Origin of the sequence: Ureibacillus galli, from assembly GCF_014836845.1 — a bacterium.
GTDB classification, from domain to species: domain Bacteria; phylum Bacillota; class Bacilli; order Bacillales_A; family Planococcaceae; genus Ureibacillus; species Ureibacillus galli.
In genome coordinates, this window is record NZ_JACSQA010000024.1 from 1 (window position 1) to 22443 (window position 22443).

Sequence of the window (22443 nt, forward strand, 5' to 3'; positions counted from 1 at the left end):
TAGTTCATTGAAGAAAATAGAAAAACCCCGAATAGGTCCACTTTTTTTAAAGTGTCCACTATTTGGGGTTCAGTTCACAGTTAGCTTCTGACACTTCTTTATTATAACAATCTTTAAGATGAAGAAGGCCTATCTATTATGGATTGCCTTTGTTCTTCTTGGATCGTTATGTACCTCTACGTGTTTTGTATACTTTAAATTAAATTGCTAATAATATGTATGAATAAGGAATTTTTAAGTACGACTAGAAATGTTTTTTCTCAATAAGAGGGGTGCGATGTACATGTTTTGGAAAAAAAAACAAATTGAAAGTAAGCTTGTTGCTCAATCAATAGCTGAATCAGAATTATCGATAGAAGCTCTGAAAAAAAGCCTCGTTCAAATGGATGATGCAGAATTTGTGGAAATTGACATTTCCGATATTCGAAAAATTCATCTTGTTTACATACGAACTCTCATTGACCAAGAAAAATTAAATGAAAGCATTATAAAACCTTTAACTAATTGTTCCAAACCGTCTATTCAAGATTGTATTACGAATTCCTCCATTATTCACATTCCTAATTTTATAGAGGCAAAAAAACAGTTGTTTTCAGGTTCCATTTTGTTATTTGATTCTTCGCAAAACCTTTGGTTAGCTGTGCCATTAAAAAATCCTATTGGACGTGCCATTGAAAATTCCGAAACAGAAACCATAATGTTCGGAGCAAAGGACAGCTTTAGTGAACAAGTAGAACAAAATATTACGCTTATTCGAAGACGACTCCCCATACATGAACTGAAAGCAGAGAAGTTTACTGTCGGTTCTATGAGTGAGACAAGTGTTGTTTTAATGTATATAGAGGGATTGACTAATCCAGATTTTGTTTCAACAGTCAAAGAGAAGATTTCTGAAATTAATTTTGATCTCTTCTTTGAATCCTCTCAAATTGCGGCATTCATGGAGGAAAATCAAAACAGTATTTTTCCTCAGTTTCAGCAAACTGACCGGCCTGATATAGTTGCTTATTCTCTGGGATTAGGAAAGATCACCCTTCTGGTAGACAATACACCATTTGCTCTTGTTGCACCCATTACTTTTTTCCATTTGTTCCAATCACCCGAGGACTATATTAATCGATGGGTAGTTGCCAGTTTTTTGCGCATCATCCGATATGCCAGTTTTGTTCTGTCAATCACATTGATTCCTTTCTATGTGGCATTGACAACTCATCACTATCAAATACTTCCTATACAAACCCTTATGGTCTTGGTCGAATCAAGGAGCAAGCTTCCTTTCACTCCTTTTTGGGAAGCATTTATCATGTTAATTTTTATTGAAATCATAAGAGAAGCAAGTTTAAGGATGCCTACAAAAATAGGTCAAACACTTGGGGTTATTGGTGGTATTGTGATTGGCCAAGCGGCTGTTGAGGCTGGATTCGCTAGCAACGTATTAATTGTCATGGTTGGGATCTCGACGATAGCTTCCTTTCTTATCCCCAACTACCTTATGACAAAAGCAAATTCATTAATGCAATTAATGCTTCTTGTTTTTTCTTCTTTACTTGGAATATTTGGGATTGCACTAGGAATCATTGCTATTTTAGCCCATCTTAATAGCTTGTCTTCAATCAAGCAACCCTATTTTTCACCAGTTTCCCCTTTCTTTAGAAAGGATTGGATAGACTTATTCATTCGAGGGCCATTAACCAAGATGTTGGAGCGTCCAGAGCATCTTAAACCTCTAAAACTGAAGAGATATAAAACTAGGAGATGACTTGATGGGAACTTACCAATTATTTAAAAAGAATGAAATCTTTAATGGGCTCTATGCCATGTTGTTGGTAAATCGCCTCCAAATGCTTTACTTTTTTCTGATTATGCCAAATATCTTGATCCATCCATATATGATTTGGGTGCTTATAGCTGTCGGGATATTATCCCAACTAAACCTTCTTCTTTTATCGAAGTGGCTTTTAACCCGTTTATCTAGCAATGGATATAATGGATTTGTCCAAATGTTTGGAAAAAAATGTGTACGATTTCTCTCTTTCATCGGGTTGTTCTTTATTCTGCTTAAACTTTCCGTCATAACGTTAGGATTCAGCGAAATTGTTCAAACATTTATGCTTCCATCAACAGATACAAATTTTCTTGTCTTTTTTATTTTGTTGTTCTGTTTTTATGTCGCAGGTAAGGGCGTTGAACATACCATTCGTTTTGTGTTGATTTCTTTTTTCTGTACATTTTGGATGATCACATTTTTCGTTTTTTTCTTCTTTCCCCCAATAGCTCGCCTCAGTGATTTGTATCCACTTATTCCAATGGAGTGGAAAGTAGAAAATTGGAAAGCTTTTTTTTTAATTTTGTCTTCCTATTCTGGTCCAGAATTTCTGGTATTTTTGGGACCATGGCTTAAAACAAATAATAAAACCTTTCGCTATTTGTCTTACGGCAACGCTCTCACCGTTGTAGAGTATGTATTCCTATTTATAGCATCCCTACTTTATTTCGGTTCCAATTATTTAAGTAAAATTCAATATCCAATTATTAATATGGCCCGTTATTTTCAAAACCCAGTGTTTGAACGAATTGATATGATCATGCTTTCCTTTGAATTATTTAACCTAGTTTTTGCAGTTTCTCTATTTCTACTATTGTTTTATGGAGCATCTAAAATAGCATTTGGTAAAATGAGCAAGCCAACCAGTGGAAAAGGTTTATTATCCAATGTTTTCCTTATCTTTATCGGAATGGTTCTTATGAATGAATTATTTTGGAAGTCTGAGGAGAAGCAGAACTTTTTACTTAATCTTCAAATTATAGCTGGAAGCATAAGCTATTTTCTTGTTCCACTTGTTATTGTTTTAGTAATGAAAAAAAGGGGGGTTAAAAAAAGTGCGTCTACATAAAAAGATATGTAATAGATTAATACTTCTTTTTATGACTATTTGTTTATCTGGCTGTGCCCCTTTTACCGAAAATAACCTTATTGAAGAAATTTCGCCCATTACCTTTTTGGCAATTAGTAAGGGGGATAAAGGGAAATTAAAAGTCAGTACAATTTTGCCTCCTCTAAGTAAAGAAAATAAGAATGTTATGTCGCAAGAAGTCAGCTTATTAAAGGAGGGAGTACAGAAGTACAACCTCAACTTCTACCAGGAAATGAAATATGGACAAATGCGGATGCTGGTAATTAGTGATGAACTTGGAAAAGACGGGATTATGTCCATTATAAATGTATTATTGACTGATCCGGAGATTTCTCCGAGAATCTATTTAGTTATCGTAAAAGGCAATTTTGATGAATACTTGAAAAGTCAATTGGACAAAGATGAAAACTTTGATTACTCGTTTTACCGAATGCTGAAGCATTATGAGGAAAAAAACCAAGGAGAATTAACCGTCGTTAATCTTCATGAATTTAAACATTTGCTCTATACTCCTTATTCAGATCCTTTCTTGCCTGTATTCAAATTAGAAGAGGATGGGGTCAACTATGAAGGTACAGCCCTGTTTCAAGATGACAAGCTAGTTGAAACTATTTCATCTTTAGATGATCGTATCTTCCAGCTGATAAACAACGATCACTACCTAGACGTTCTACCAATTCCAAAATTTGAAGTTGTACTGGGTCATGTTAGATCTAAAATAATAGTAGACATCGATAGCAGCTATTCTACAATGACCTATACCGTGAATATGGACACTAGGATTGAGGAATACCGGGGAGAGAAACAATTATTTGACCCAAAGGAATTAGAAAATATGAAAAAAGATATGGAAACCCATCTTGAAAAACAAACACATGAACTGTTTAAAAAGATGCAAGAATTGAAAGTGGATCCATTACAGCTTGGCATACAAACAAAAAGACCATTCTCAAAACCAATGGAAGAAAAAAAATGGATTGAAATGTTTGAGAAGATGAACATTAAAATAAAATACAATATTAATATCGATCCTTTGACGGATGCAAATTCAAAAAGGCCAAACCTTTAATTTTTCCTATCGAATAACCCATAACGTAAACAAATGCCTTAGAATCTATAGCATTGTGTAAATTCTGTCATAATTATACAATAACACAAGCGAGCGTTGTGGTCGAAAACTATGGAAATGACCATGATTTCATCACAAAAGCCTGGCTTTCCTCCAAAAATAAAGTGTACCCTTTGTAAAGGACATTTTAAAAAAAGCTAGGCAACTTGAAGAAGATGATGTCTGTATTGTGCAGGCGTCATCTTTTTTAAGTTCCATTGACCACGATAATGGTTATAGTAGGTCATATAACTCTTTATTTCTAGTTTTACATGTTCTAATGTTTCACACGATTTTAAGTCGGTTTCATCTTTAAAATGCCCAAAAAACGATTCCTGTGGGGCATTATCCCAACAGTTTCCACGCCTTGACATAGACTGACCTAATCCAATTTTCTTCACAAGCTTTTGGAATTGGGGGCTAGTATAATGGACTGCTTGATCTGAATGGATGTATGCACCCTTAGCTAATTTTCTACCATTCCTCTTTAATTTCTTGACCGTATTTAGAGCGATAGCTAATGTTATTTTGTCAGACACTTCATATGCTAGAATTTCATTGGTTTCGGCGTCTTTAATGGTAGATAAATAAGCGCGTTTCCCTTTTCCATAACTTAAATATGTAATGTCTGTTAATAATACCTTCCCAACAACACCTTGCTTAAATTCACGATTCAATAGGTTCGGTAATGTTCTGTGTTCTTTTGTTGCTTTTGCCATTCTTCGATAAGGATTCGCTTTTCGAATTGGACAAACAATATCAAACTTTTTCATAATACGGCGAATTCGTTTTAGGTTATATGTAATTTGAAACTGATTTTCTAAAGTCATTTTAATTTGACGTGCGCCTTTCTTCCGGCGGCGGAAATGAAATACCTTTAAAATAACTTCTTTCATCTCTTCATCTTCTTGATGACGTGTTTGTCTTTTTGTCTCTGCTTCTTCTGAAAAATAACGATGATATCCTGAACGAGAGACCCCTACTAACTCGCAAAGATAACGTACCATTCGTTTTAATTTATATTTTTTGATGACAGTGTGGATCAGTTGAAATTTCTGTTCTGCCTTTAGTTCTTCTTTTTCTTCACCAGCATCCTTTCTGCTAAATCGAGCTTTTTTAATAATTGATTTTCTGCACGTAATAATGCATTTTGTGCCTCTAATCTAGCAAACTTTTCTTCAAAACTTAATTCGCGTTCAAGTCCTGAATAGTATTTACGTGCATCCTCAAGTCCAGCCACACCGTTTTCTTTATAAGCTTTGCGCCATCTTTTTAATGACGAGCTCGCACGTTCAATGCCAACAATCTCAATATCAAATCCGGATTCCTCAAATATTTCTCTTGGACTTTTCCCGTTTTCATACTCTTTAATGGCCACTGATTTAAATTCATCAGTATATGTAATTCCTTTTTCACTAACAGTCTTCACATAAGGATTTTTCTTAAGTAATTTTTGTTCATCAATAGTAAATAATTTATTTGACATACATTCTGCTCCATCTATTTGTTTTTTATCATTATAAATAAAAGTACCCCATAAGAGAGACTTTTTTAAGTGTCTATCTTATAGGGTACATTTTAGATCAAGACAGGCTTTTTATATTCAATTGAAAGATTTTTTTATAAAATTTGATAATATTTGTATTCCTTGCTCATTTAAAGCGCCCGATCGTAATATAAGGTCAGCCAGATTTTTCTGGTTGACCTTTGTTTTTTAGGTCTTATTATAACGGTAGTCGGGGTAGAACGTAGCGCCCGTGGGACTCGATCCCGTCCGCAAAACTGTTCACCCCCTACTTGTATAAACATGTTTCAAGCTGGTTGAACAAGGATTCCGTTTAACAAGCGAACCTATGATATTACAAGCAGCTTTAGGGGTTACCGACTAATTTAGTATTTTAAGAGGAGGAGATTGTAATATGAATCCAGTCGTTGGTCTGGATGTTTCAAAAGGAGAAAGTCAGGTTCAAGCCTTTTTAGATAAGGGTAAGCCCTATCGTAAGAGCTTTAGTATTAAACATACTCTTGAAGGTTTAGGTAGTTTATTAGAATTTCTAAAGGATATTGAGCAATTAGCTGATGGAAAGCAACCTTCGGTTATTTTGGAATCTACAGGACAGTACCATATGCCCGTCATTCAATTTTTAGAGGAGCAACAGTATGTCTATATTATTGTTAATCCACTTATCTCTCATCGCTCAAGAAGTACAAATTTACGAAAAGTAAAGACAGATGCCGTTGATGCCTATCATCTATGTGAATTGTATTATAAGGAAGAGTTAGAGCCCTACAAAAAAAGAGGAATTCAACTCTTAAATCTCCGGAATCTCACGCGACAACAGGAAACTATATCAAGCACTGCTGCACAAACAAAGTTACAGCTACAATCGATTTTAGATCAGGTATTTCCTGAATATAGAGGTGTCTTTGGGAATCTCTATTCAAAGATATCTTTACAGATTCTATCATTATTCGACTGATAAAATCGCAGAATAGGCAAAAGAAAAAGCCTATAAATTAAGAGAAGCTGCATTACGTAATCCATTTCAAAACAACTTGTACCAAAGCCATATCTTTAACCTAAAAAGTTTATCAATATTGTTCTTCAATATCAAGAGCATCTATCAAAATTAGCAGCAGAAATAGATGCCCTCGCTAAAGAAATTGAAGAATATGAGATTATCCCTAGAAATAAGAAATTAAGAGAGTTCTACGATAAAAAACGTGAAGAAGGAAAAGCTTTTAGAGTAGCCATAATTACTTGTGCAAATAAGCTCTTACATTGGATTTATGCCCTATTAAAAAGGAAAATAACTTTCCAAAATACGGATTAAAGTTCATATCTAAGTATATAAAACAAAACCTTCCATTTAATTAAAGGAAGGCTTATTTGGTATACACTTTTTTAGTATATCATGTACATTTTATATTTTTTATTGAAAAATCTTGACAAACTATTAGCTGGTTTTGTTGAGGACTACTTAACTTATTATCCTGGTTATTTATAGACCTGTCACGTTATCAAAAGGTTCCCCCATTTACTAAAACTTCCAATGCATAGTGTTCTAAATCCGTTGTCAAATAATAAGTATTTTGCTTTTCAACATCATTCTATTTCTCATTAAAATTAATAGTTACCGTATTCTCTTGAGTTGTAAAATCAAATTCTACATCTTCACTTGAATGAAAAATTATATATGATCCTTTTTCTCCATCATTGATTAATTGAAGCTCTAAATTAGGATCAATTATAGCCCACACATTATTAGGTACATTTTCAACTTCACTCATACTCACTGTTGATAAATTACATGCCGATAATATAGAAATTACAAAAAATACAGAGAGAAAGAATTTCTTCAATACATCCCCTCCTTTGACCTTCTTCTGTAATACCCATTATTAATTCCTCGACAATCTGGCTCTATTTCTGAAAAAGACAACAATTCCTCTTCAAGAATTGCAGCCTGATTGTGGAAGAACGAAAATTACACTTACTAAGTTTTTCTCCTTATTAAAATCGCAACCGTTTGTTTAAGTGTATTTCTCACAAATATCTTTCTATTCAGTTCATTCTACTTTAAATTTCATGGGTTATTTCTTTTAAAAATTGTTTCCTCTTCTCATCTGTTGTTAAATGAATCCATTTAGTGTGTTCATTTTTAATTCCCAGGTCAGCTAGAGTTCGGTTAATGAAGACTCCCTGAATAGCATTTCCTCCTTCAGATTCAATATAATTTTTATCCGTTGTAGAAGTTGAAATGACAGTTGTTTTTTCTATATTCGTCAATAAACCTTTCAGAGTATTTGTTTTTTTATCCTCTTGGAAAGCGAAGCCACTCAGCATCACTTTATCAATAAATCCTTTTAAAATAGCCGGTAAGTCCCACCACCAGACAGGAAATATAAAAATCAACTCAGTTGCCTGGCTTAATTTTTTTTGATATTCCTTCACTAATTTGTAGGGTGTTTCTCCTCTATTAAATTGCGCCAATTCTTCAGCTGTAAATACGGGATTAAACCCATCTTTATAAAGATCAATCACTTGAACTTTTTCTCCCTTAGCTTCTAAGTCTTTCGTGATAGAGGTTAAGATTGCATGATTATAGCTTCCTTCCCATGGATGTGCATAGACAATTGTTTTCATTATTAATCACCCTTCTCCCTTATTTGCATCATATTTTAATGTACATTGATTTTATTGTATGCTATAACATTCTACTAGTACGGTAATTTAAGTGAGATACTAACCTAAAGGAGAGTGCCAAATGGAAAAAGAATCTTATGTATTAAATGGTAATTTGAAGGATACTGGTTTTGGATATACTTTGTCATTAATTGGTGAGAAATACAAAATGACAATTTTATATGCTTTATATTTAAACAATAAGCCTATTCACTATAACCAATTGAAACGGATGCTTGGCAATATTTCTTTTAAAACATTAACCAATACACTAAAGGAACTTAAGGGTGATAAATTAATTAATCGAAAAGAATATCCTCAAGTACCTCCAAAAGTAGAATATAGTTTATCGGAAAAGGGTTTATCACTGATTCCTGTATTAGATGCAATTTGCTATTGGGGAGAAGGTCAATTGGATAAAAGAAAAGAAGTCACGTTAAAAGTGGACAATAACTAAAGAAGGCTGCCTGGGCAGCAGCCTCGATATACATACATATCAACCTCTATGGTTGGATCTGTTAAATAGCAGAATCATTTATTTCTCCATTAAAGTCAGACCAAGCATTCCATTCAATTCCATAAGATTAGCAGTAAAAATAAAAATTAGTGAATAAAAAGCCGACATCAAACAAATAAAAGTTGCTTTTATAATAGGCGATTTTAACAATCTTATTTCCTCTCACTCCTTTTAAAATCAAAAAGTTCTTCAATGGACATATTAAAAAATATTGCCAAATCATAAGCCAACCAAATTGATGGGTAAAATTTGTCATTTTCTATTGCATTTATGGCTTACCGTGAAACATTTACTTTCTCTCCTAATTGTCCTTGTGTTAATCCATGTTTTTCTCGAAGATCTTTTACTCTATTTTTCAATATTATTTCACCTTATCTTGTCAGGTTTACCTTACACTGGGAGTATCAAACTCCAAATATTTCTGTCAAGTAAACCTTACATTTTTTATAAGAAACCATTTCATAGTACCCCTTAGCTGCTTTATGAATTTCATCAACACCTTGTAAATCAAGTTCTCTAAGTGCTTCTATTACTTCTGAACCTTCTTTAATATTTCCATATAAGGTGATACATTTTCATAGATGCGAAAGAATCTTGTAGTGCAGTAACTTTATATCCCTCAAGTATCTCAATTGTTTCCTTTTTAATTTTTCTTTCAGTAGAACTAAATCAGTTAGAATAGTATTTGTTACTGTTTTCGAAGCTTTTAAACAACTACTCTAGGTTAAAGTTGTCTAATCCTTCTTTATTTAAATGAAACGTATGTTTTATTATCCTCTTTGTTATTCCACTATAAAACCGCATTTAAAAATGCCAAATGCAGTGTGTTTTCATTTACGAAATACACTGCTTATGTACTAGTTATTTGTTTTTGCCCCCTATTATTGAATAAAGATCAGCCTCTATTAGCTGGTTTTGCGGAATAACAGCTAAAGATGATATTTCAACTAAACTAAATCGTCAGTACAATTTGTTCAACAAAAAAGCGAAAATCCTTTTTGGATAAACGCCCGATAATAACCTTTTCAATTAATCGATACAGAGTTCAATGTGTCAGGAAACATACTTTATATCACACTGTATTCACATGTATGAACATTTTTAAGTATAACCTTGCCTTAAATAAAATTAAGTATATCCTTGCCAAACCGGCAAAAATATACTTAAAGTCACAGGACATAAAGATGTGAAAACAACCTTAGATGTATATGCTCACGTTACAAAAAAAGCGAAGGCAGAAACAATCGATAAATTTACTAACTTTATTCATCAATCCAATCATGATTAATTTTCTAACAAAGGATTAACAAAGGTTAATAAGGTTTTTAATAAGGTTTCAGTCCAATTCAGGACAACTCAAAGCCATTAAAAAAGTGCCACAAACGTTGATAAATCAACATTTGTGACACTCCATGAAACTCAGTACATTTCACTGTATGGAGACGGCGGGAGTCGAACCCGCGTCCAGAAACTCCAATACTCAAGCTTCTACGCGTGTAGTTTGCCTATTTACAATTCGCGTGTCATTATGCCGACAAACAGGCGTCCTGCACGCTAGCTTGGAAATCTCTTGACGGTGACTCAAGCGGCACCACCGACCGTATCCCACTAAAGTTGAGCCCCACGTTCTCTACATGGGCGATAGAGAGGCGGAGCGCTACGAGACTAAGCTGCGTAAGCTAAATTTTGTTGTTTGCCAGTTATTATATAACTTCCGTTGATGACGGAGCCGAGACCTCCGACGCGCAGCTCAAGCTTGAACCATCCCTGTCGAATCCGTAACGTCCCCCTATTATAATAAGGAGATGTGTTTTCACACATACGGGAAAAGGCGCTATAAGCTTGTGCCTTAATGCACTGGCAATTTGTATTCTTATTATAAGATAATTATAGCAAAACTTCAACACATCTCTTTATTCCTACAGTACCTTTATTAACCAAAGTCCGTAAAACTAGCCAATCTCTAAAACTAATTCTTCGCTTAAATGCTCGTTCCAATTTCCGTTTTGCTTCCGTTCACTCCGTATATGAATGAGGACCAACTTTCGTACTCACTTTACCTTAGAATTGATTCTTCGCTTTAAACGCACGTTCCATCTCACGCTTTGCTTCCGATCACTCTGTTCACTACGCAGAAGATTATGATTCATCTTTTGTAATCATTTTAACTTAGAATTGATTTTTTGCTTTAAATGCTCGTTCCATCTCAAGCTTTGCTTCTTTTTTCTTCATGTCATCGCGCTTGTCGTAGTTTTTCTTACCTTTCCCTAGCCCGATTAATAGTTTCGCATAGCCGTCTTTAATGTACATTTTTAATGGAACAATTGTGTAACCGTCTTGTTTTGTTAAGCCGATTAATTCATTAATTTGCTTCTTATGTAACAGCAATTTACGCACACGAAGTGGGTCGTGGTTAAAACGGTTCCCTTGATCATAAGGGCTAATATGCATATTGGAAATCCATGCTTCGCCGTTTCGAATTCGCACGAAGGAATCCTTTAACTGGACTTTTCCTGCGCGGATGGCTTTAATTTCCGTTCCTTGCAACACCATTCCCGCTTCATACGTTTCTTCAATAAAGTAATCATGGCCCGCTTTTTTATTTTGTGCTAATACTTTCCCAGTTCCTTTTGCCATAAAAGGACACCTCCCAATCTACCAATACCAACAAAGTATACTATCTTTTTAAACAAAATAACGTCCAAGTGCAAGCTTTCACTTACACTTGGGCGATTGTTATCGTCTTTTTGATTTTTTCTTTTTCGATTTTTTCGCAACGCCTTCGTAAAACTTCTGTTTTTGTTTTACTTTACGTCCGCCTGAACTTTTTTCATCTTTCCCTCGGCCAGCGCCACCTTTTTCGTTGCGCTCCTTTTTACCAGGGCGATTACTTCGGCCTTCTCCATCGGCTTTTCTACCTGCATGAATAACCTTTGGTGCACTTTTTCGCGTTCTGCCACCATAAGATTTCACCATATCGACGATTTCGAAGTCAACCGATGACTCTTCTATAATAACATTGGATACGCGAACCTTCACTTCATCCCCAATACGGAATTGGCGGTTCGTATGCTCGCCAATCATCATCATCGAACGTTCATCGAAATGATAATAATCGTCGGTCATATTGCTAATGTGGACAAGTCCTTCAATCGTATTTGGTAACTCGACGAAAATACCAAAGTTTGTAATAGAAGAGACAATCCCTTCAAATTCTTCGCCAATTTTATCGGACATGAATTGTGCTTTTTTCAATGCATCCGTATCACGCTCTGCATCGACTGCACGGCGTTCCCGTTCGGAAGTATGATCCGCAATTTCATCCATTACTTGTGCCCATTTGAAAGTAGTTTCCTTCGATACATCCCCTTCAACTAAATACGTACGGATTAAGCGGTGAACGATTAAATCCGGGTAACGTCGGATTGGTGATGTGAAATGAGTATAGAAATCCGTCGACAAACCGAAGTGACCAATGGATTCCGGATAATATTTCGCCTGTTGCATCGAACGTAATAACATTGTTGAAATAACCGGCTCTTCTGGCATTCCTTCAATTGCCGTAATAATATCTTGTAAAGCTTTTGGATGAACTGAATTTCCTGTTCCTTTTACAACTAAACCGAAATTCGTTACGAATTCAAAGAAGCGTTGTAATTTTTCTGGTTTTGGATCTTCGTGAATACGGTATAAAAACGGTACTTGCATCCAATGGAAATGTTCCGCCACTGTTTCATTCGCTGCTAACATGAACTCTTCGATTAATCGCTCAGATACTGTTCGCTCACGAATAACGATATCCGTAGGCCAGCCATCTTCATCTACTAGCACTTTCGACTCTTTAAAATCAAAGTCAATCGCACCGCGCTCCATTCGTTTGTTCCGTAAAATGGCAGCGAGATCTTTCATATCTTTAAACATTGGAACAAGCTTTTCATATCGTTTAATTAGCTCTTCGTCTTCTTCTTCCAAAATTTTATACACATCGGAATAAGTCATTCGTTCCGTCGTTTTAATGACACTTTGGAAAATTTCATGTTCAATTACTTGTCCGTTTTGGTCAATAATCATTTCACAAGACAATGTTAAACGATCCACTTGTGGATTTAATGAACAAATACCGTTCGATAACCGGTGAGGAATCATTGGAATCACTCGGTCCGTTAAGTAAACACTCGTTGCCCGTTCATAAGCTTCCGTATCGATAATGGAACCTTCTGTTACGTAATAACTAACGTCGGCAATATGAACGCCTAGTTTATACGTACCATCTTCCAACTTCGTAACGGTTACGGCATCGTCCAAGTCTTTTGCATCGGCGCCGTCAATCGTCACAATCGTTTCGTTCCGTAAATCACGACGACCAACTAAATCCGCCTCCGTAATTTCATCGGGCACTTCCCCTGCTGCTTCAACTACTTCTGGTGGAAACTCAGGTGGAATGCCATGTTTATAAAGAATCGATAAAATATCGACGCCCGGATCATTTTTGTGACCTAAAATTTTCGTAACCATTCCTGTTGCCGATTTAATATCATCTGGCCAATTCGTAATTTCCACAACGACTTTATGGCCATCTACAGCCCCTAAGGAATCCTCTTTCGTTACGAAAATATCCATGTTTAACTTTTTATCATCTGTTACGACAAAACCAAAGCCTCTGTTTGCTTGATATGTACCGACAAATGTCGTTTTACTACGTTCAATTACTTTTGTAACGGTACCTTCTCTTCTGTCTCCCGATGATTCTTTTAATACACGAATTAAGACGATATCTCCGTTTAATGCGCCATTGACTTCATGGGGTGGAATAAAAATATCATCCATGCCTTCTTCATCTGGCGTCACGAAACCGAAGCCTTTTGCATGACCGATGAATTTCCCTCGAAGTAAGTTCATCCGTTCTGGCAATCCGTAACGATTTGAACGGGAACGTACGATTAACCCTTCATCTTCCATGCGGACAAGCATTTTCACTAGCTCTTTAAATTCGTCCGCATCTTCTAATTCAAGCAGCTCTTCCAGTTCATCCACCTTTAGTGGTTTATAATCATCTTGCTTCATTAACTGTAATAGACGCTCTTGTAATTCATTACTTTGTGTCATATAATTTCCCTCCTTTTTGCAATACTAACTACAATGCTGTGTTGATGCGGTTAGTCTTCCCAATCCAGTGATTGTAAAAATTCATAAACCGTTTCGTGTAGCAACGCTTTTTCTTTATCTAATGTAATAACGTGCCCTGAATGCTCAAACCATTTGATTTCTTTTCTTAAGGATTCCACTTCATCATAAATAATATGAGCAGAATTCGGGTCAATAATTTCATCATTTTTCGATTGTACGACGAGAATCGGTGCATAAACCATATCTAACTCAGATCGAACACTTTCGACAAGTTGTTTTAGTTCCGATAACGACGGCATTCCCTGTTGACGAATCGCTTCTACTTCCTGTTCGATGACTGCTTCGTCTTTTCCTTCAAACCGTTTAAAGTCGCCAGCATATTTTAAAACGCCATCAAACATTTTTTCCGTTGTTCTCATGACCATTGGCGAACACATCGTTACAATTCCCTTCACAGGTGTTGATAAACTTAATTTTAATGAAAAGACGCCACCTAACGATAAACCGACGACAGCGATTTTTTCGTAGCCTGCCTCTTTTAATGTGTTATATCCTTTTACAACATCTTGCCACCAATCCTCTGGCGATGTTTCGATTAACTGTTCAGGTGGTACGCCGTGACCTTTATAATGGGGAGCATGGCTTGTATAACCTTTCTTTTCTAAAAACCTTCCGAGCATCCGAACGTCTGAAGAACTGCCTGTAAAACCGTGTAATAATAGTACGGCCCGTTCCCCTGCTTTAAAGAAAAATGGTTTTATTTCAGCATTACGCATATGAAATCCTCCAAAAAATAGTTACGTATACATATTCTGCACATCTCATATTATAAATTAAAACGCCTAACCATGCTCGGTTAGGCGTTGGATAATGTAAATTAAATTCATTTATTTCTAATAGGATTGGCGAAAATTTCACCATTTAATCATGTACAATCGATTAAATTTTCACAATCACTAAAGCTAAAATGAAAAACAATACGGCAAGAACAATCGTTATTCTATGTAAAATTAAATCCATTCCTCTTGCTTTTTGTTTACCGAAAAGTTGCTCAGCTCCACCCGAGATGGCACCTGATAAGCCTGTACTTTTACCTGATTGTAGTAATACGATCACGATTAAAGCAACGCTTACGATAATCAATAATGTTAGTAACAAAGTATGCATAACTCCACCTCCTGAAATAGAAACTTCACAACATAGTCAGTATAGCAAAATTCCACTAAAGATACAATATTCAGACGGAAAATGGTTGGTATAATTTAGTATTCAATAGAAATCTTTCAAAACGGTGTTAGTTTTAATTTGAATGTAAATCTATGAAATTAGGATGATGCCGCCTTTATTCATATTAAGAAAACGCTTTACTGATTTCTATCATTTTTTCTCTTTTATTCTACATTTTTATACTTTTTTTCTCACTTAACGACGATTATTCTTATTTTTCAGAATTTTATTGTAATTACGAAAATATTCTTTTAGAATGATACCCATTCAATAGAAAAGGGGTAACACGAATATGAACGCTTTACAAAAAATTGGGAAATTTGCCGGAAATACTTTTGCCCTTTGGGTTTTAGTAGCTGCCGGATTAGCCCTTTGGATGCCAAATAATTTTACATGGCTTGGTAATTATATAACGCCATTACTCGGCATTGTCATGTTTGGGATGGGGATGACGTTAAAAGTTGAAGATTTTAAACTCATTATGAAGGAACCAAAAAGGGTATTAATTGGGATTGTGTCCCAGTTCGTTATTATGCCATCCTTAGCTTTTGCTTTAGCCAAACTATTCCAACTACAACCGGAAGTTGCCGTTGGAGTCATTTTAGTCGGTTGTTGTCCTGGAGGTACATCTTCCAACGTTATGACGTTCTTATCGAAAGGAAATACGGCCTTATCTGTTACGATTACTTCCTTTACAACATTATTAGCACCATTAGTCACACCTGCTTTAATTTATTTACTCGCTAGTGAATGGTTACCGGTATCATTCTCAGCTATGTTTATGTCGGTTGTACAAGTTGTCTTAATTCCGATTATTTTAGGGATTATTGCTCAATTCGTCTTTAAACCACTTGTGGCAAAAAGTGTAGACATTTTACCGACTGTTTCGGTTATTGCGATTGTATTAATTGTTGCTGCTGTCGTAAGTGGTAGCCGCGACAAAATTTTAGAAACGGGGCTACTTATTTTCGCAGTAGTCATTCTCCATAACGGGCTTGGTTATTTATTTGGCTATTTAATTGGCAAACTATTCAAAATGAAATACGAAGACAAAAAAGCGATTTCCATCGAAGTGGGAATGCAAAATTCCGGTTTAGGCGCCCAATTAGCTATGGCCCACTTTAATCCGGTTTCTGCCGTACCGAGTGCCATCTTTAGTTTCTGGCACAACATTTCCGGACCAATTTTAGCCACTTATTGGAGTTCAAGGGCTTCGAAAATGGCGAAGGAAGAAGAAAAAACAAATTAAATCAACACAAAGAAAGGGTGGAAATCATCTCCACCCTTTTTGTTATGACGATGATGTGGCCTTTTCACTAAAAGTTTCGGCGACGTTCTGTTGTTTTCTTTTTTTCAACCATTCTTCTACCCCACCAGTGCCAATTAAAACACCGATCACAATAAGGAAACATCCGATAATTTGAGAAACGTGAATTTCTTCCCCTAAAATAAGGACAGATGCGATTAAAGCGAAAATCGTACTTAAATTATTAAAAATGGCCGTTTCGGCAGTACCGATTCGTTTAATCATCGAATTAAATAAACTATGCCCTACTGCTGTCGCAAAAATAGCAGAAAATAAAAAGATCCCCCATAATGTCATATCGATCTCGGCAAAACGAATAAATCCTTTCGGTGTCGTCAACACACTAAACAAAATGAGTAAAAGGGAGCCAAACGTTAACATATAAGCCGTTACAACGAGCGGTGGTATCGTTAACGTAATCCGACGAATGATGAAAAAACTAAAAGCTTGAACAATAATCGAAGCTAATACATAAAAATCACCTGCAACCAGATTCGTAACAGCTGACATGTCATCGACTACTGCGACCATAATGCCGATAAACCCTATAATAAATCCAATGAAACGCAACACGGTTAGTGAAGTTGAACGGGTAGCTACAGCGATAATCGCGGTAATTAACGGTGCTAAACCTAATATAAGCGAGGATTTGATGGCAGTCGTTTCGAATAATCCAGTCGCTAGTAATGAATGGTGAGCAATGACCCCTAGTAAACTCGCTAATAAAAGGAACTTCCACGGCATTTCTTTATAAATCATTTTCTTTTTCATTACGAGTAAAATAAGAAACAACGTTATTCCAGCAATGAAGATACGTGTTCCTTGCATAACCAACGGAGGGATTTCTACAAGGAGCAATTTTAAAAGGGATACATTAATCCCCCAAAGAAACATCGTTAACACCATAATTGAATAAACTTTAAGCACAGTACTCCCCCTTTTGAATAGAGGTTTCCCTCTTTGACCATTTGTGGTTCCGGTTCCACCATATTAGGGACTTTGAAGCACCTTTCTCTCCCCTAACAAGATTATAATATAATCATAGCGTTATTCGAACCGGAATTTGTAGAAAAGTCAGAAAGATTGCGAATAAAAAAAGGCTGTTAGCAGAAAGTATGACGACTTTCTGAAACAGCTCTTTTACATTTATACTGGGCTTACTCCGTGTTTGCGCTCGGAGAATAGTAAATATTTTGACATATAAGCTTGTAATCTTGTTGTTAACGCTTCTCGTAATTGGTTCGGTTCGATGACATCATCAATAATTAATTCGGAAGCAAGTCTGTACACATCAATTTCTTCTTTATATTCATCTCGTTTTTCTTGGATAAAGGCCGCTTGTTCTTCCTTCGGTAATTGGGCAATTTTGTTCGCGTATACAGCATTAACAGCTGCCTCTGGTCCCATGACAGCAATTTGAGCTGTCGTTAAGGCGATACAGCAATCTGGTTCAAATGCCGGACCCGCCATTGCATAAAGCCCTGCACCGTATGCTTTTCGTACAATGACCGTCATTTTCGGTACGGTCGCCTCACTCATGGCAAAAATCATTTTTGCCCCGTGACGAATAATGCCCGCTTTTTCAACTTGTGTACCAATCATAAAGCCTGGTACATCTGCTAAAAAGACGAGTGGAATATGGAAGGCATCACATAAATTAATAAATTTCGCTGCTTTATCGGCTGAATCGTGGAATAATACGCCACCTTTTACGCGAGGCTGGTTCGCAATAATTCCAACAACTTGCCCATCCATTCGAGCTAAACCCGTAATAATTTCCGCCGCGAATAATTTCTTTACTTCACAAAATGAACCTTCGTCAATAATGCGATCGATAACATCGTACATATTAAATGGAACATTTTGATTTTCCGGGATAATGTCTGCGATTGATTTTTCAAAATCAGCCGGACGCTTCGGTTCTGCCACTGCTGTTTTTTCCCGATAATTGTTTGGGAAGTAGCTTAAATAGTTACGAGCATAGTCGATTGCTTCTTGCTCCGTTTTCGCTAACACATCGCCACAACCGGAAATGGAACAGTGCATTTTTGCGCCGCCCATCGTTTCTAAGTCAACTTTCTCACCGATAACCATCTCCGCCATACGAGGGGATCCTAAATACATCGATGCATTTCCTTCGACCATGACGACAATATCACAAAAGGCTGGGATGTACGCCCCACCAGCAGCTGAAGGACCGAATAATAAGCAAATTTGCGGGATTTTCCCAGATAATTTTACTTGATTATAAAAAATGCGCCCAGCTCCTCTTCTTCCAGGGAACATTTCAATTTGATCGGTAATCCGTGCCCCTGCAGAATCGACTAAATAAATAAGGGGACATGCTAACTTTTCAGCCGTTTCTTGAATACGAATAATTTTTTCAACTGTTCGTTTTCCCCAAGAACCCGCTTTTACCGTAGAGTCATTGGCCATGACACAAACCGTACGTCCGTGGATTTTCCCAATACCTGTTACAACTCCATCGGCTGGTAAATCCCCTGCCATACAGTTCGCAAAGGCGCCGTCTTCCACTTGTAAATCATCATCAAACAATAATCTTAATCGATCTCGAACAAATAATTTTCCTTGTTCTGCATTTTTTTCATGGTATTTTTGTTGACCACCTTGGTGAATCGTTTCTTTTAATTGGCCATGTCTATTTTCGATAATAATATCACTCATATCCGTTCCCCCTTATTTGTTGCTCGGTTATTTTCCTGAATATTGTGGTTGACGTTTTTCTTGAAACGCCAATAATCCTTCTAATCGATCTTCTGTATGGAGTAATCGATCATAGGCTAAAGATTCAATTTGTAATCCGGTCATTAAATCGACTTCCAGCCCTTTATTAATCGCTGTTTTTGCTTGAATCAGTGAAAGAGGGGCATTTTTCCCCATTTCTAAAGCAAGTTGTATCGCTTTATCCATTAATTGTTCGTGCTCTACCACATGCTCCACTAAACCGATATCGTAAGCTTCCTTCGCATCGATTCTTCTAGCTGTATAAATGAGTTCCTTTGCTTTTCCAATTCCGATTAAACGGGGTAAACGTTGTGTTCCCCCTGCTCCAGGAATAATGCCGAGGGATGTTTCGGTTAAGCCCATTTTCACGTGGCTTGCCGAAATGCGCAGATCACAAGCTAAAGCTAGTTCCAAACCGCCACCAAAGGCAACGCCATTTAACACTGCAATGACTGGTTGGGGTAATGCTTCCACTTGATTAACCGTACTGCCAATTAAGGACACGACTTCTTTTACTTGGTGCTCATTCATCCCTTTTCGCTCTTTTAAGTCTGCACCCGCGCAAAATGCTTTCTCTCCATCCCCTGTTAATAACACGACGCGAATTTGAGGGTTGTAATGAATTTCATGTAACGTCTTTTGTAATTCCGTAAGTAATTGAACGGACATCGCATTGGCCGCTTCTTTTCGATTTAACGTAATAATTCCAATGCCATGTTCAATCGTTTTGAATTGAACGAGCGTCATCTGCTTACCCCCTTTCCTTTCTAGCAATCTCCATTTGTTTTGATACTAGATTTCTTCCTATTTTTTGTTCGATGAAAAATCCGGCATTTATAATGGATTCCATTTGTACCCGTGTTTCAATGCCCATTTCCGAAAGTAGATAAAGCACATCTTCTGTGGCCACATTTCCCGTTGCTCCCTTTGCATATGGGCATCCACCAAGTCCACCGACAGAACTATCAAAGGTCGTGATCCCCATTTCAAGGGATTTCACAATGTTGGCAATGGCCGTTCCTCGCGTATCATGGAAATGCATAGCAAAGAGGCTTGGAGAAAAATGGTTGAATAAAAGAGTTAATAATTGTTCCACTTGTGTTGGGACCGCAACACCAATCGTATCCCCTAAGGAAACTTCCGTTACCCCCATTTCTAAAAGGGCATCCACGACTCTTAACACTTTTTCCGGTGCAATTGGTCCTTCAAAGGGACATCCAATAACCGTCGAAACATAACCTCGAACGGTTAAATTCGCTTTTTTTGCTTCTTCCACGACTTCCTTTAACACGGGAAACGTCGCATCGATCGTTTTATTAATATTGCTTTGATTATGACTTTCACTAGCTGACATAAAGACACTTGCCTCATCGATTCCTACTTCAAGAGCACGCATGAGCCCTTGGATATTCGGGATAAGGGCTGCGTATGTAACGTCCTTTTGACGTTTAATCGACTTTAACACTTCCCCAGCATCTGCTAGTTGGGGAATCCATTTCGGATGGACGAAGGATGAGACTTCAATATAGTTCAATCCCGATTCACTTAACTGATCAATCCATTGAATTTTATCCTTCGTTTCAATTAAACCTTTTTCATTTTGTAACCCATCCCTTGGCCCTACTTCTTTAAGAACGACGTTTTGAGGAAGGTTCATCCGTACCCCCCCTATTCCAGTTCTAAAATATCATCATTGACATTAATAAAATCGCCTTCTTGGGCAAGGATTTTTTTCACTTTCCCGCCTACTTCAGCTGTAATCGGAATTTCCATTTTCATCGATTCTAAAATGGCCACATCTTGCCCTGCTTTTACTTCTTCCCCTTCCGTCACGATGATTTTCCAAACGGTACCTGCCATACTTGCTTTTACTGTTGTCATAAATAATCCCTCCAAATTTTTCATATTAAGGCTTCTAAGTTTTCCTAGAAGCCTGTAATCGTTAATTCTTTACGTTCTGTATTTGCGGTAAATAATAATCGTTTACAAAACTTGTCGTCGTCATTCCATCAATAAATGGTTGCTTTTGAACAACTTCTAACAACATTGGGATATTTGTTTCAATCCCCGTTACTTTATACTGTTGCAATGCATCTGTTAGTCGCCTTACCGCGATTTCTCTCGTCTCGCCCCAGACAACTAGCTTTGCAATCATTGGATCATAGAAAGGTGTGACGGCTGAGCCTGATTCAACCGCTATTTCATGACGAATGCCTTCCCCTTCCGGAAGCTGTAATTCCGTAATTGTTCCCGGCGATGGGAAGAAGGTTTTCGGATTTTCCGCATAAATGCGCACTTCAATGGCATGACCGTGTTTCTTAATGGATTCCCGCGTAAAGGTTAATGGCTTGTTATTTGCAACATGAATTTGCCATTCGACTAAATCTAGTTTTGTAATTTCTTCCGTTACGGGGTGTTCTACTTGTAATCTCGTATTCATTTCTAAGAAATAGAAGTTTTCGTCCCCATCGACTAAAAACTCAATCGTTCCCGCATTCGTATAGCCAATATGTTTTGCCGCCTGTACCGCCGCATCCAGCATTTTCTCTCTAGTCGAAGTAGAGATAAATGGTGATGGCGCCTCTTCAACAACCTTCTGATTGCGTCGTTGTACAGAACATTCCCGCTCAAAAAGGGGCACGACATTGCCATGGCTATCGGCGATAATTTGAACTTCCACATGGTGAGGATTTTCAATCAGTTTTTCGATATACATCGTGCCGTCTCCGAAAAATGATTCCGCCCTTTTTTTATTTCCTTCAAAGGCTTTTTCCAATTCCTCTTCCCGATCGATTCGTTGCATCCCGATGCCGCCACCACCAGCAGAAGCCTTCAACATAATCGGAAATCCAATTTTATTTGCAATCTCCTTCGCTTCTTCGATGTTTTCTAACGGCACATCGATTCCTTCGATAATTGGAACCCCTGCCTTTTGCATCGTTTTCCGCGCTTCCAATTTACTGCCAATTGAAGCAATGACTTCAGCATTCGGACCAATAAAGCGAATGCCTTCTTCTTCACAACGTTTTGCAAATTGGGCGTTTTCTGATAACAAGCCATATCCAGGATGAATCGCATCAGCCTTCGTTTCCTTTGCCACTTCTATGATTTTTTCGATATTTAAATAGCTTAAAGCAACAGGCGGTTTCCCAATTTCAAAAGCTTCATCTGCTTCTTTCACATGAAGGGCGTTGGCATCTGCTTCTGAATAAACGGCAACTGTTTGAATGTTCATCTTTTGACACGTTCGAATAATTCTTCGTGCAATTTCACCACGATTGGCAATTAAAATTTTCGAAATCATTCGCTTCA

At 37.0% G+C, this 22443-nt stretch carries 19 protein-coding genes, 1 other RNA gene and 1 pseudogene; 6 read left to right on the plus strand and 15 right to left on the minus strand.

Annotated features, from left to right (window positions below; translation table 11 throughout):
- Positions 1-283 precede the first annotated feature (283 nt).
- The 3 genes from H9636_RS13935 to H9636_RS13945 are packed head-to-tail and all read left to right on the plus strand — an operon-like array spanning position 284 to position 3984.
- Positions 284-1759: a spore germination protein gene (locus H9636_RS13935; RefSeq protein WP_191708185.1), complete on the plus strand. Its 1476-nt coding sequence runs from the start codon at positions 284-286 to the stop codon at positions 1757-1759.
- A gap of 4 nt (positions 1760-1763) precedes the next feature.
- On the plus strand, positions 1764-2894 hold the full coding sequence (locus H9636_RS13940) for a GerAB/ArcD/ProY family transporter (protein ID WP_225230236.1): 1131 nt from the start codon (positions 1764-1766) through the stop codon (positions 2892-2894).
- On the plus strand, positions 2881-3984 hold the full coding sequence (locus H9636_RS13945; RefSeq protein WP_191708187.1) for a Ger(x)C family spore germination protein: 1104 nt from the start codon (positions 2881-2883) through the stop codon (positions 3982-3984). Before H9636_RS13940 ends, H9636_RS13945 begins: the two co-directional genes overlap by 14 nt.
- Positions 3985-4181: 197 nt before the next feature.
- On the opposite strand, the gene H9636_RS13950 is transcribed toward H9636_RS13945, so the two are convergent.
- Positions 4182-5509 (minus strand): IS3 family transposase gene (locus H9636_RS13950; protein ID WP_191708188.1). Its coding sequence is split into 2 segments (ribosomal slippage): positions 4182-5128 and positions 5128-5509, totalling 1329 coding nucleotides; the frame shifts between segments, so codons are not numbered across the junction.
- A 433-nt stretch (positions 5510-5942) separates the two neighbouring features.
- Between H9636_RS13950 and H9636_RS13955 the strand changes: the two are divergent.
- Positions 5943-6857: pseudogene (locus tag H9636_RS13955) on the plus strand (IS110 family transposase).
- Between the two features lie 277 nt (positions 6858-7134).
- Here H9636_RS13955 and H9636_RS13960 read toward each other — a convergent pair.
- Together H9636_RS13960 and H9636_RS13965 are read right to left on the minus strand one after the other, a co-directional pair.
- Positions 7135-7386, minus strand: coding sequence for a hypothetical protein (locus H9636_RS13960; protein ID WP_126296382.1), 252 nt, complete (start codon positions 7384-7386; stop codon positions 7135-7137).
- Between the two features lie 217 nt (positions 7387-7603).
- Positions 7604-8170 (minus strand): NAD(P)H-dependent oxidoreductase, encoded by a 567-nt coding sequence (locus H9636_RS13965; RefSeq protein WP_126296381.1) that lies wholly within the window; start codon positions 8168-8170, stop codon positions 7604-7606.
- Between the two features lie 121 nt (positions 8171-8291).
- On the opposite strand from H9636_RS13965, the gene H9636_RS13970 reads away from it, so the two are divergent.
- On the plus strand, positions 8292-8666 hold the full coding sequence (locus H9636_RS13970; protein WP_191708189.1) for a winged helix-turn-helix transcriptional regulator: 375 nt from the start codon (positions 8292-8294) through the stop codon (positions 8664-8666).
- 335 nt (positions 8667-9001) lie between these two features.
- On the opposite strand, the gene H9636_RS19485 is transcribed toward H9636_RS13970, so the two are convergent.
- The 6 genes from H9636_RS19485 to secG form a co-directional block, all read right to left on the minus strand.
- Complete coding sequence (locus tag H9636_RS19485) at positions 9002-9085, minus strand: helix-turn-helix transcriptional regulator (RefSeq protein ID WP_342774131.1); 84 nt, start codon at positions 9083-9085, stop codon at positions 9002-9004.
- Between the two features lie 1075 nt (positions 9086-10160).
- Positions 10161-10515: a transfer-messenger RNA gene (gene ssrA / locus H9636_RS13975) on the minus strand.
- 380 nt (positions 10516-10895) lie between these two features.
- On the minus strand, positions 10896-11363 hold the full coding sequence (gene smpB / locus H9636_RS13980) for an SsrA-binding protein SmpB (protein ID WP_191708190.1): 468 nt from the start codon (positions 11361-11363) through the stop codon (positions 10896-10898).
- A gap of 99 nt (positions 11364-11462) precedes the next feature.
- Positions 11463-13832 (minus strand): ribonuclease R, encoded by a 2370-nt coding sequence (gene rnr / locus H9636_RS13985; protein WP_191708191.1) that lies wholly within the window; start codon positions 13830-13832, stop codon positions 11463-11465.
- A 50-nt stretch (positions 13833-13882) separates the two neighbouring features.
- On the minus strand, positions 13883-14629 hold the full coding sequence (locus tag H9636_RS13990; RefSeq protein WP_191708192.1) for an alpha/beta hydrolase: 747 nt from the start codon (positions 14627-14629) through the stop codon (positions 13883-13885).
- Between the two features lie 163 nt (positions 14630-14792).
- A complete protein-coding gene (gene secG, locus H9636_RS13995; RefSeq protein WP_122970799.1) occupies positions 14793-15020 on the minus strand; it encodes a preprotein translocase subunit SecG in 228 nt (75 codons plus the stop codon).
- A gap of 352 nt (positions 15021-15372) precedes the next feature.
- Between secG and H9636_RS14000 the strand changes: the two genes are divergently transcribed.
- On the plus strand, positions 15373-16329 hold the full coding sequence (locus H9636_RS14000) for a bile acid:sodium symporter family protein (RefSeq protein ID WP_191708193.1): 957 nt from the start codon (positions 15373-15375) through the stop codon (positions 16327-16329).
- A gap of 42 nt (positions 16330-16371) precedes the next feature.
- Here H9636_RS14000 and H9636_RS14005 read toward each other — a convergent pair whose 3' ends face one another.
- The 6 genes from H9636_RS14005 to H9636_RS14030 all read right to left on the minus strand — a co-directional run bounded on the left by H9636_RS14005 (position 16372) and on the right by H9636_RS14030 (position 22435).
- On the minus strand, positions 16372-17313 hold the full coding sequence (locus H9636_RS14005) for a DMT family transporter (protein WP_191708194.1): 942 nt from the start codon (positions 17311-17313) through the stop codon (positions 16372-16374).
- A 219-nt stretch (positions 17314-17532) separates the two neighbouring features.
- Positions 17533-19071, minus strand: coding sequence for an acyl-CoA carboxylase subunit beta (locus tag H9636_RS14010; RefSeq protein ID WP_191708195.1), 1539 nt, complete (start codon positions 19069-19071; stop codon positions 17533-17535).
- Positions 19072-19098: 27 nt separating this feature from the next.
- The gene (locus tag H9636_RS14015; RefSeq protein ID WP_191708196.1) at positions 19099-19878 is read right to left on the minus strand and encodes an enoyl-CoA hydratase; all 780 of its coding nucleotides are present in this window, start codon (positions 19876-19878) and stop codon (positions 19099-19101) included.
- 4 nt (positions 19879-19882) lie between these two features.
- Complete coding sequence (locus tag H9636_RS14020) at positions 19883-20788, minus strand: hydroxymethylglutaryl-CoA lyase (protein ID WP_191708197.1); 906 nt, start codon at positions 20786-20788, stop codon at positions 19883-19885.
- 11 nt (positions 20789-20799) lie between these two features.
- The gene (locus H9636_RS14025) at positions 20800-21012 is read right to left on the minus strand and encodes an acetyl-CoA carboxylase biotin carboxyl carrier protein subunit (RefSeq protein ID WP_191708198.1); all 213 of its coding nucleotides are present in this window, start codon (positions 21010-21012) and stop codon (positions 20800-20802) included.
- Positions 21013-21073: 61 nt separating this feature from the next.
- Entirely contained in the window at positions 21074-22435 is a 1362-nt protein-coding gene (locus H9636_RS14030) for an acetyl-CoA carboxylase biotin carboxylase subunit (protein WP_191708199.1), read from the minus strand.
- Between the last annotated feature and the right edge of the window lie 8 nt (positions 22436-22443).

What these genes read in the sequence shown, in the direction of transcription:
- H9636_RS13935 (WP_191708185.1), top strand. Translation starts at nt 284, where the DNA reads ATGTTTTGGAAAAAAAAACAAATTGAAAGTAAGCTTGTTGCTCAATCA.
- H9636_RS13940 (WP_225230236.1), top strand. Translation starts at nt 1,764, where the DNA reads ATGGGAACTTACCAATTATTTAAAAAGAATGAAATCTTTAATGGGCTC.
- H9636_RS13965 (WP_126296381.1), bottom strand. Translation starts at nt 8,170, where the DNA reads ATGAAAACAATTGTCTATGCACATCCATGGGAAGGAAGCTATAATCAT.
- H9636_RS13970 (WP_191708189.1), top strand. Translation starts at nt 8,292, where the DNA reads ATGGAAAAAGAATCTTATGTATTAAATGGTAATTTGAAGGATACTGGT.
- smpB (WP_191708190.1), bottom strand. Translation starts at nt 11,363, where the DNA reads ATGGCAAAAGGAACTGGGAAAGTATTAGCACAAAATAAAAAAGCGGGC.
- rnr (WP_191708191.1), bottom strand. Translation starts at nt 13,832, where the DNA reads ATGACACAAAGTAATGAATTACAAGAGCGTCTATTACAGTTAATGAAG.
- H9636_RS13990 (WP_191708192.1), bottom strand. Translation starts at nt 14,629, where the DNA reads ATGCGTAATGCTGAAATAAAACCATTTTTCTTTAAAGCAGGGGAACGG.
- secG (WP_122970799.1), bottom strand. Translation starts at nt 15,020, where the DNA reads ATGCATACTTTGTTACTAACATTATTGATTATCGTAAGCGTTGCTTTA.
- H9636_RS14000 (WP_191708193.1), top strand. Translation starts at nt 15,373, where the DNA reads ATGAACGCTTTACAAAAAATTGGGAAATTTGCCGGAAATACTTTTGCC.
- H9636_RS14010 (WP_191708195.1), bottom strand. Translation starts at nt 19,071, where the DNA reads ATGAGTGATATTATTATCGAAAATAGACATGGCCAATTAAAAGAAACG.
- H9636_RS14015 (WP_191708196.1), bottom strand. Translation starts at nt 19,878, where the DNA reads ATGACGCTCGTTCAATTCAAAACGATTGAACATGGCATTGGAATTATT.
- H9636_RS14020 (WP_191708197.1), bottom strand. Translation starts at nt 20,788, where the DNA reads ATGAACCTTCCTCAAAACGTCGTTCTTAAAGAAGTAGGGCCAAGGGAT.
- H9636_RS14025 (WP_191708198.1), bottom strand. Translation starts at nt 21,012, where the DNA reads ATGACAACAGTAAAAGCAAGTATGGCAGGTACCGTTTGGAAAATCATC.
- H9636_RS14030 (WP_191708199.1), bottom strand. Translation starts at nt 22,435, where the DNA reads ATGATTTCGAAAATTTTAATTGCCAATCGTGGTGAAATTGCACGAAGA.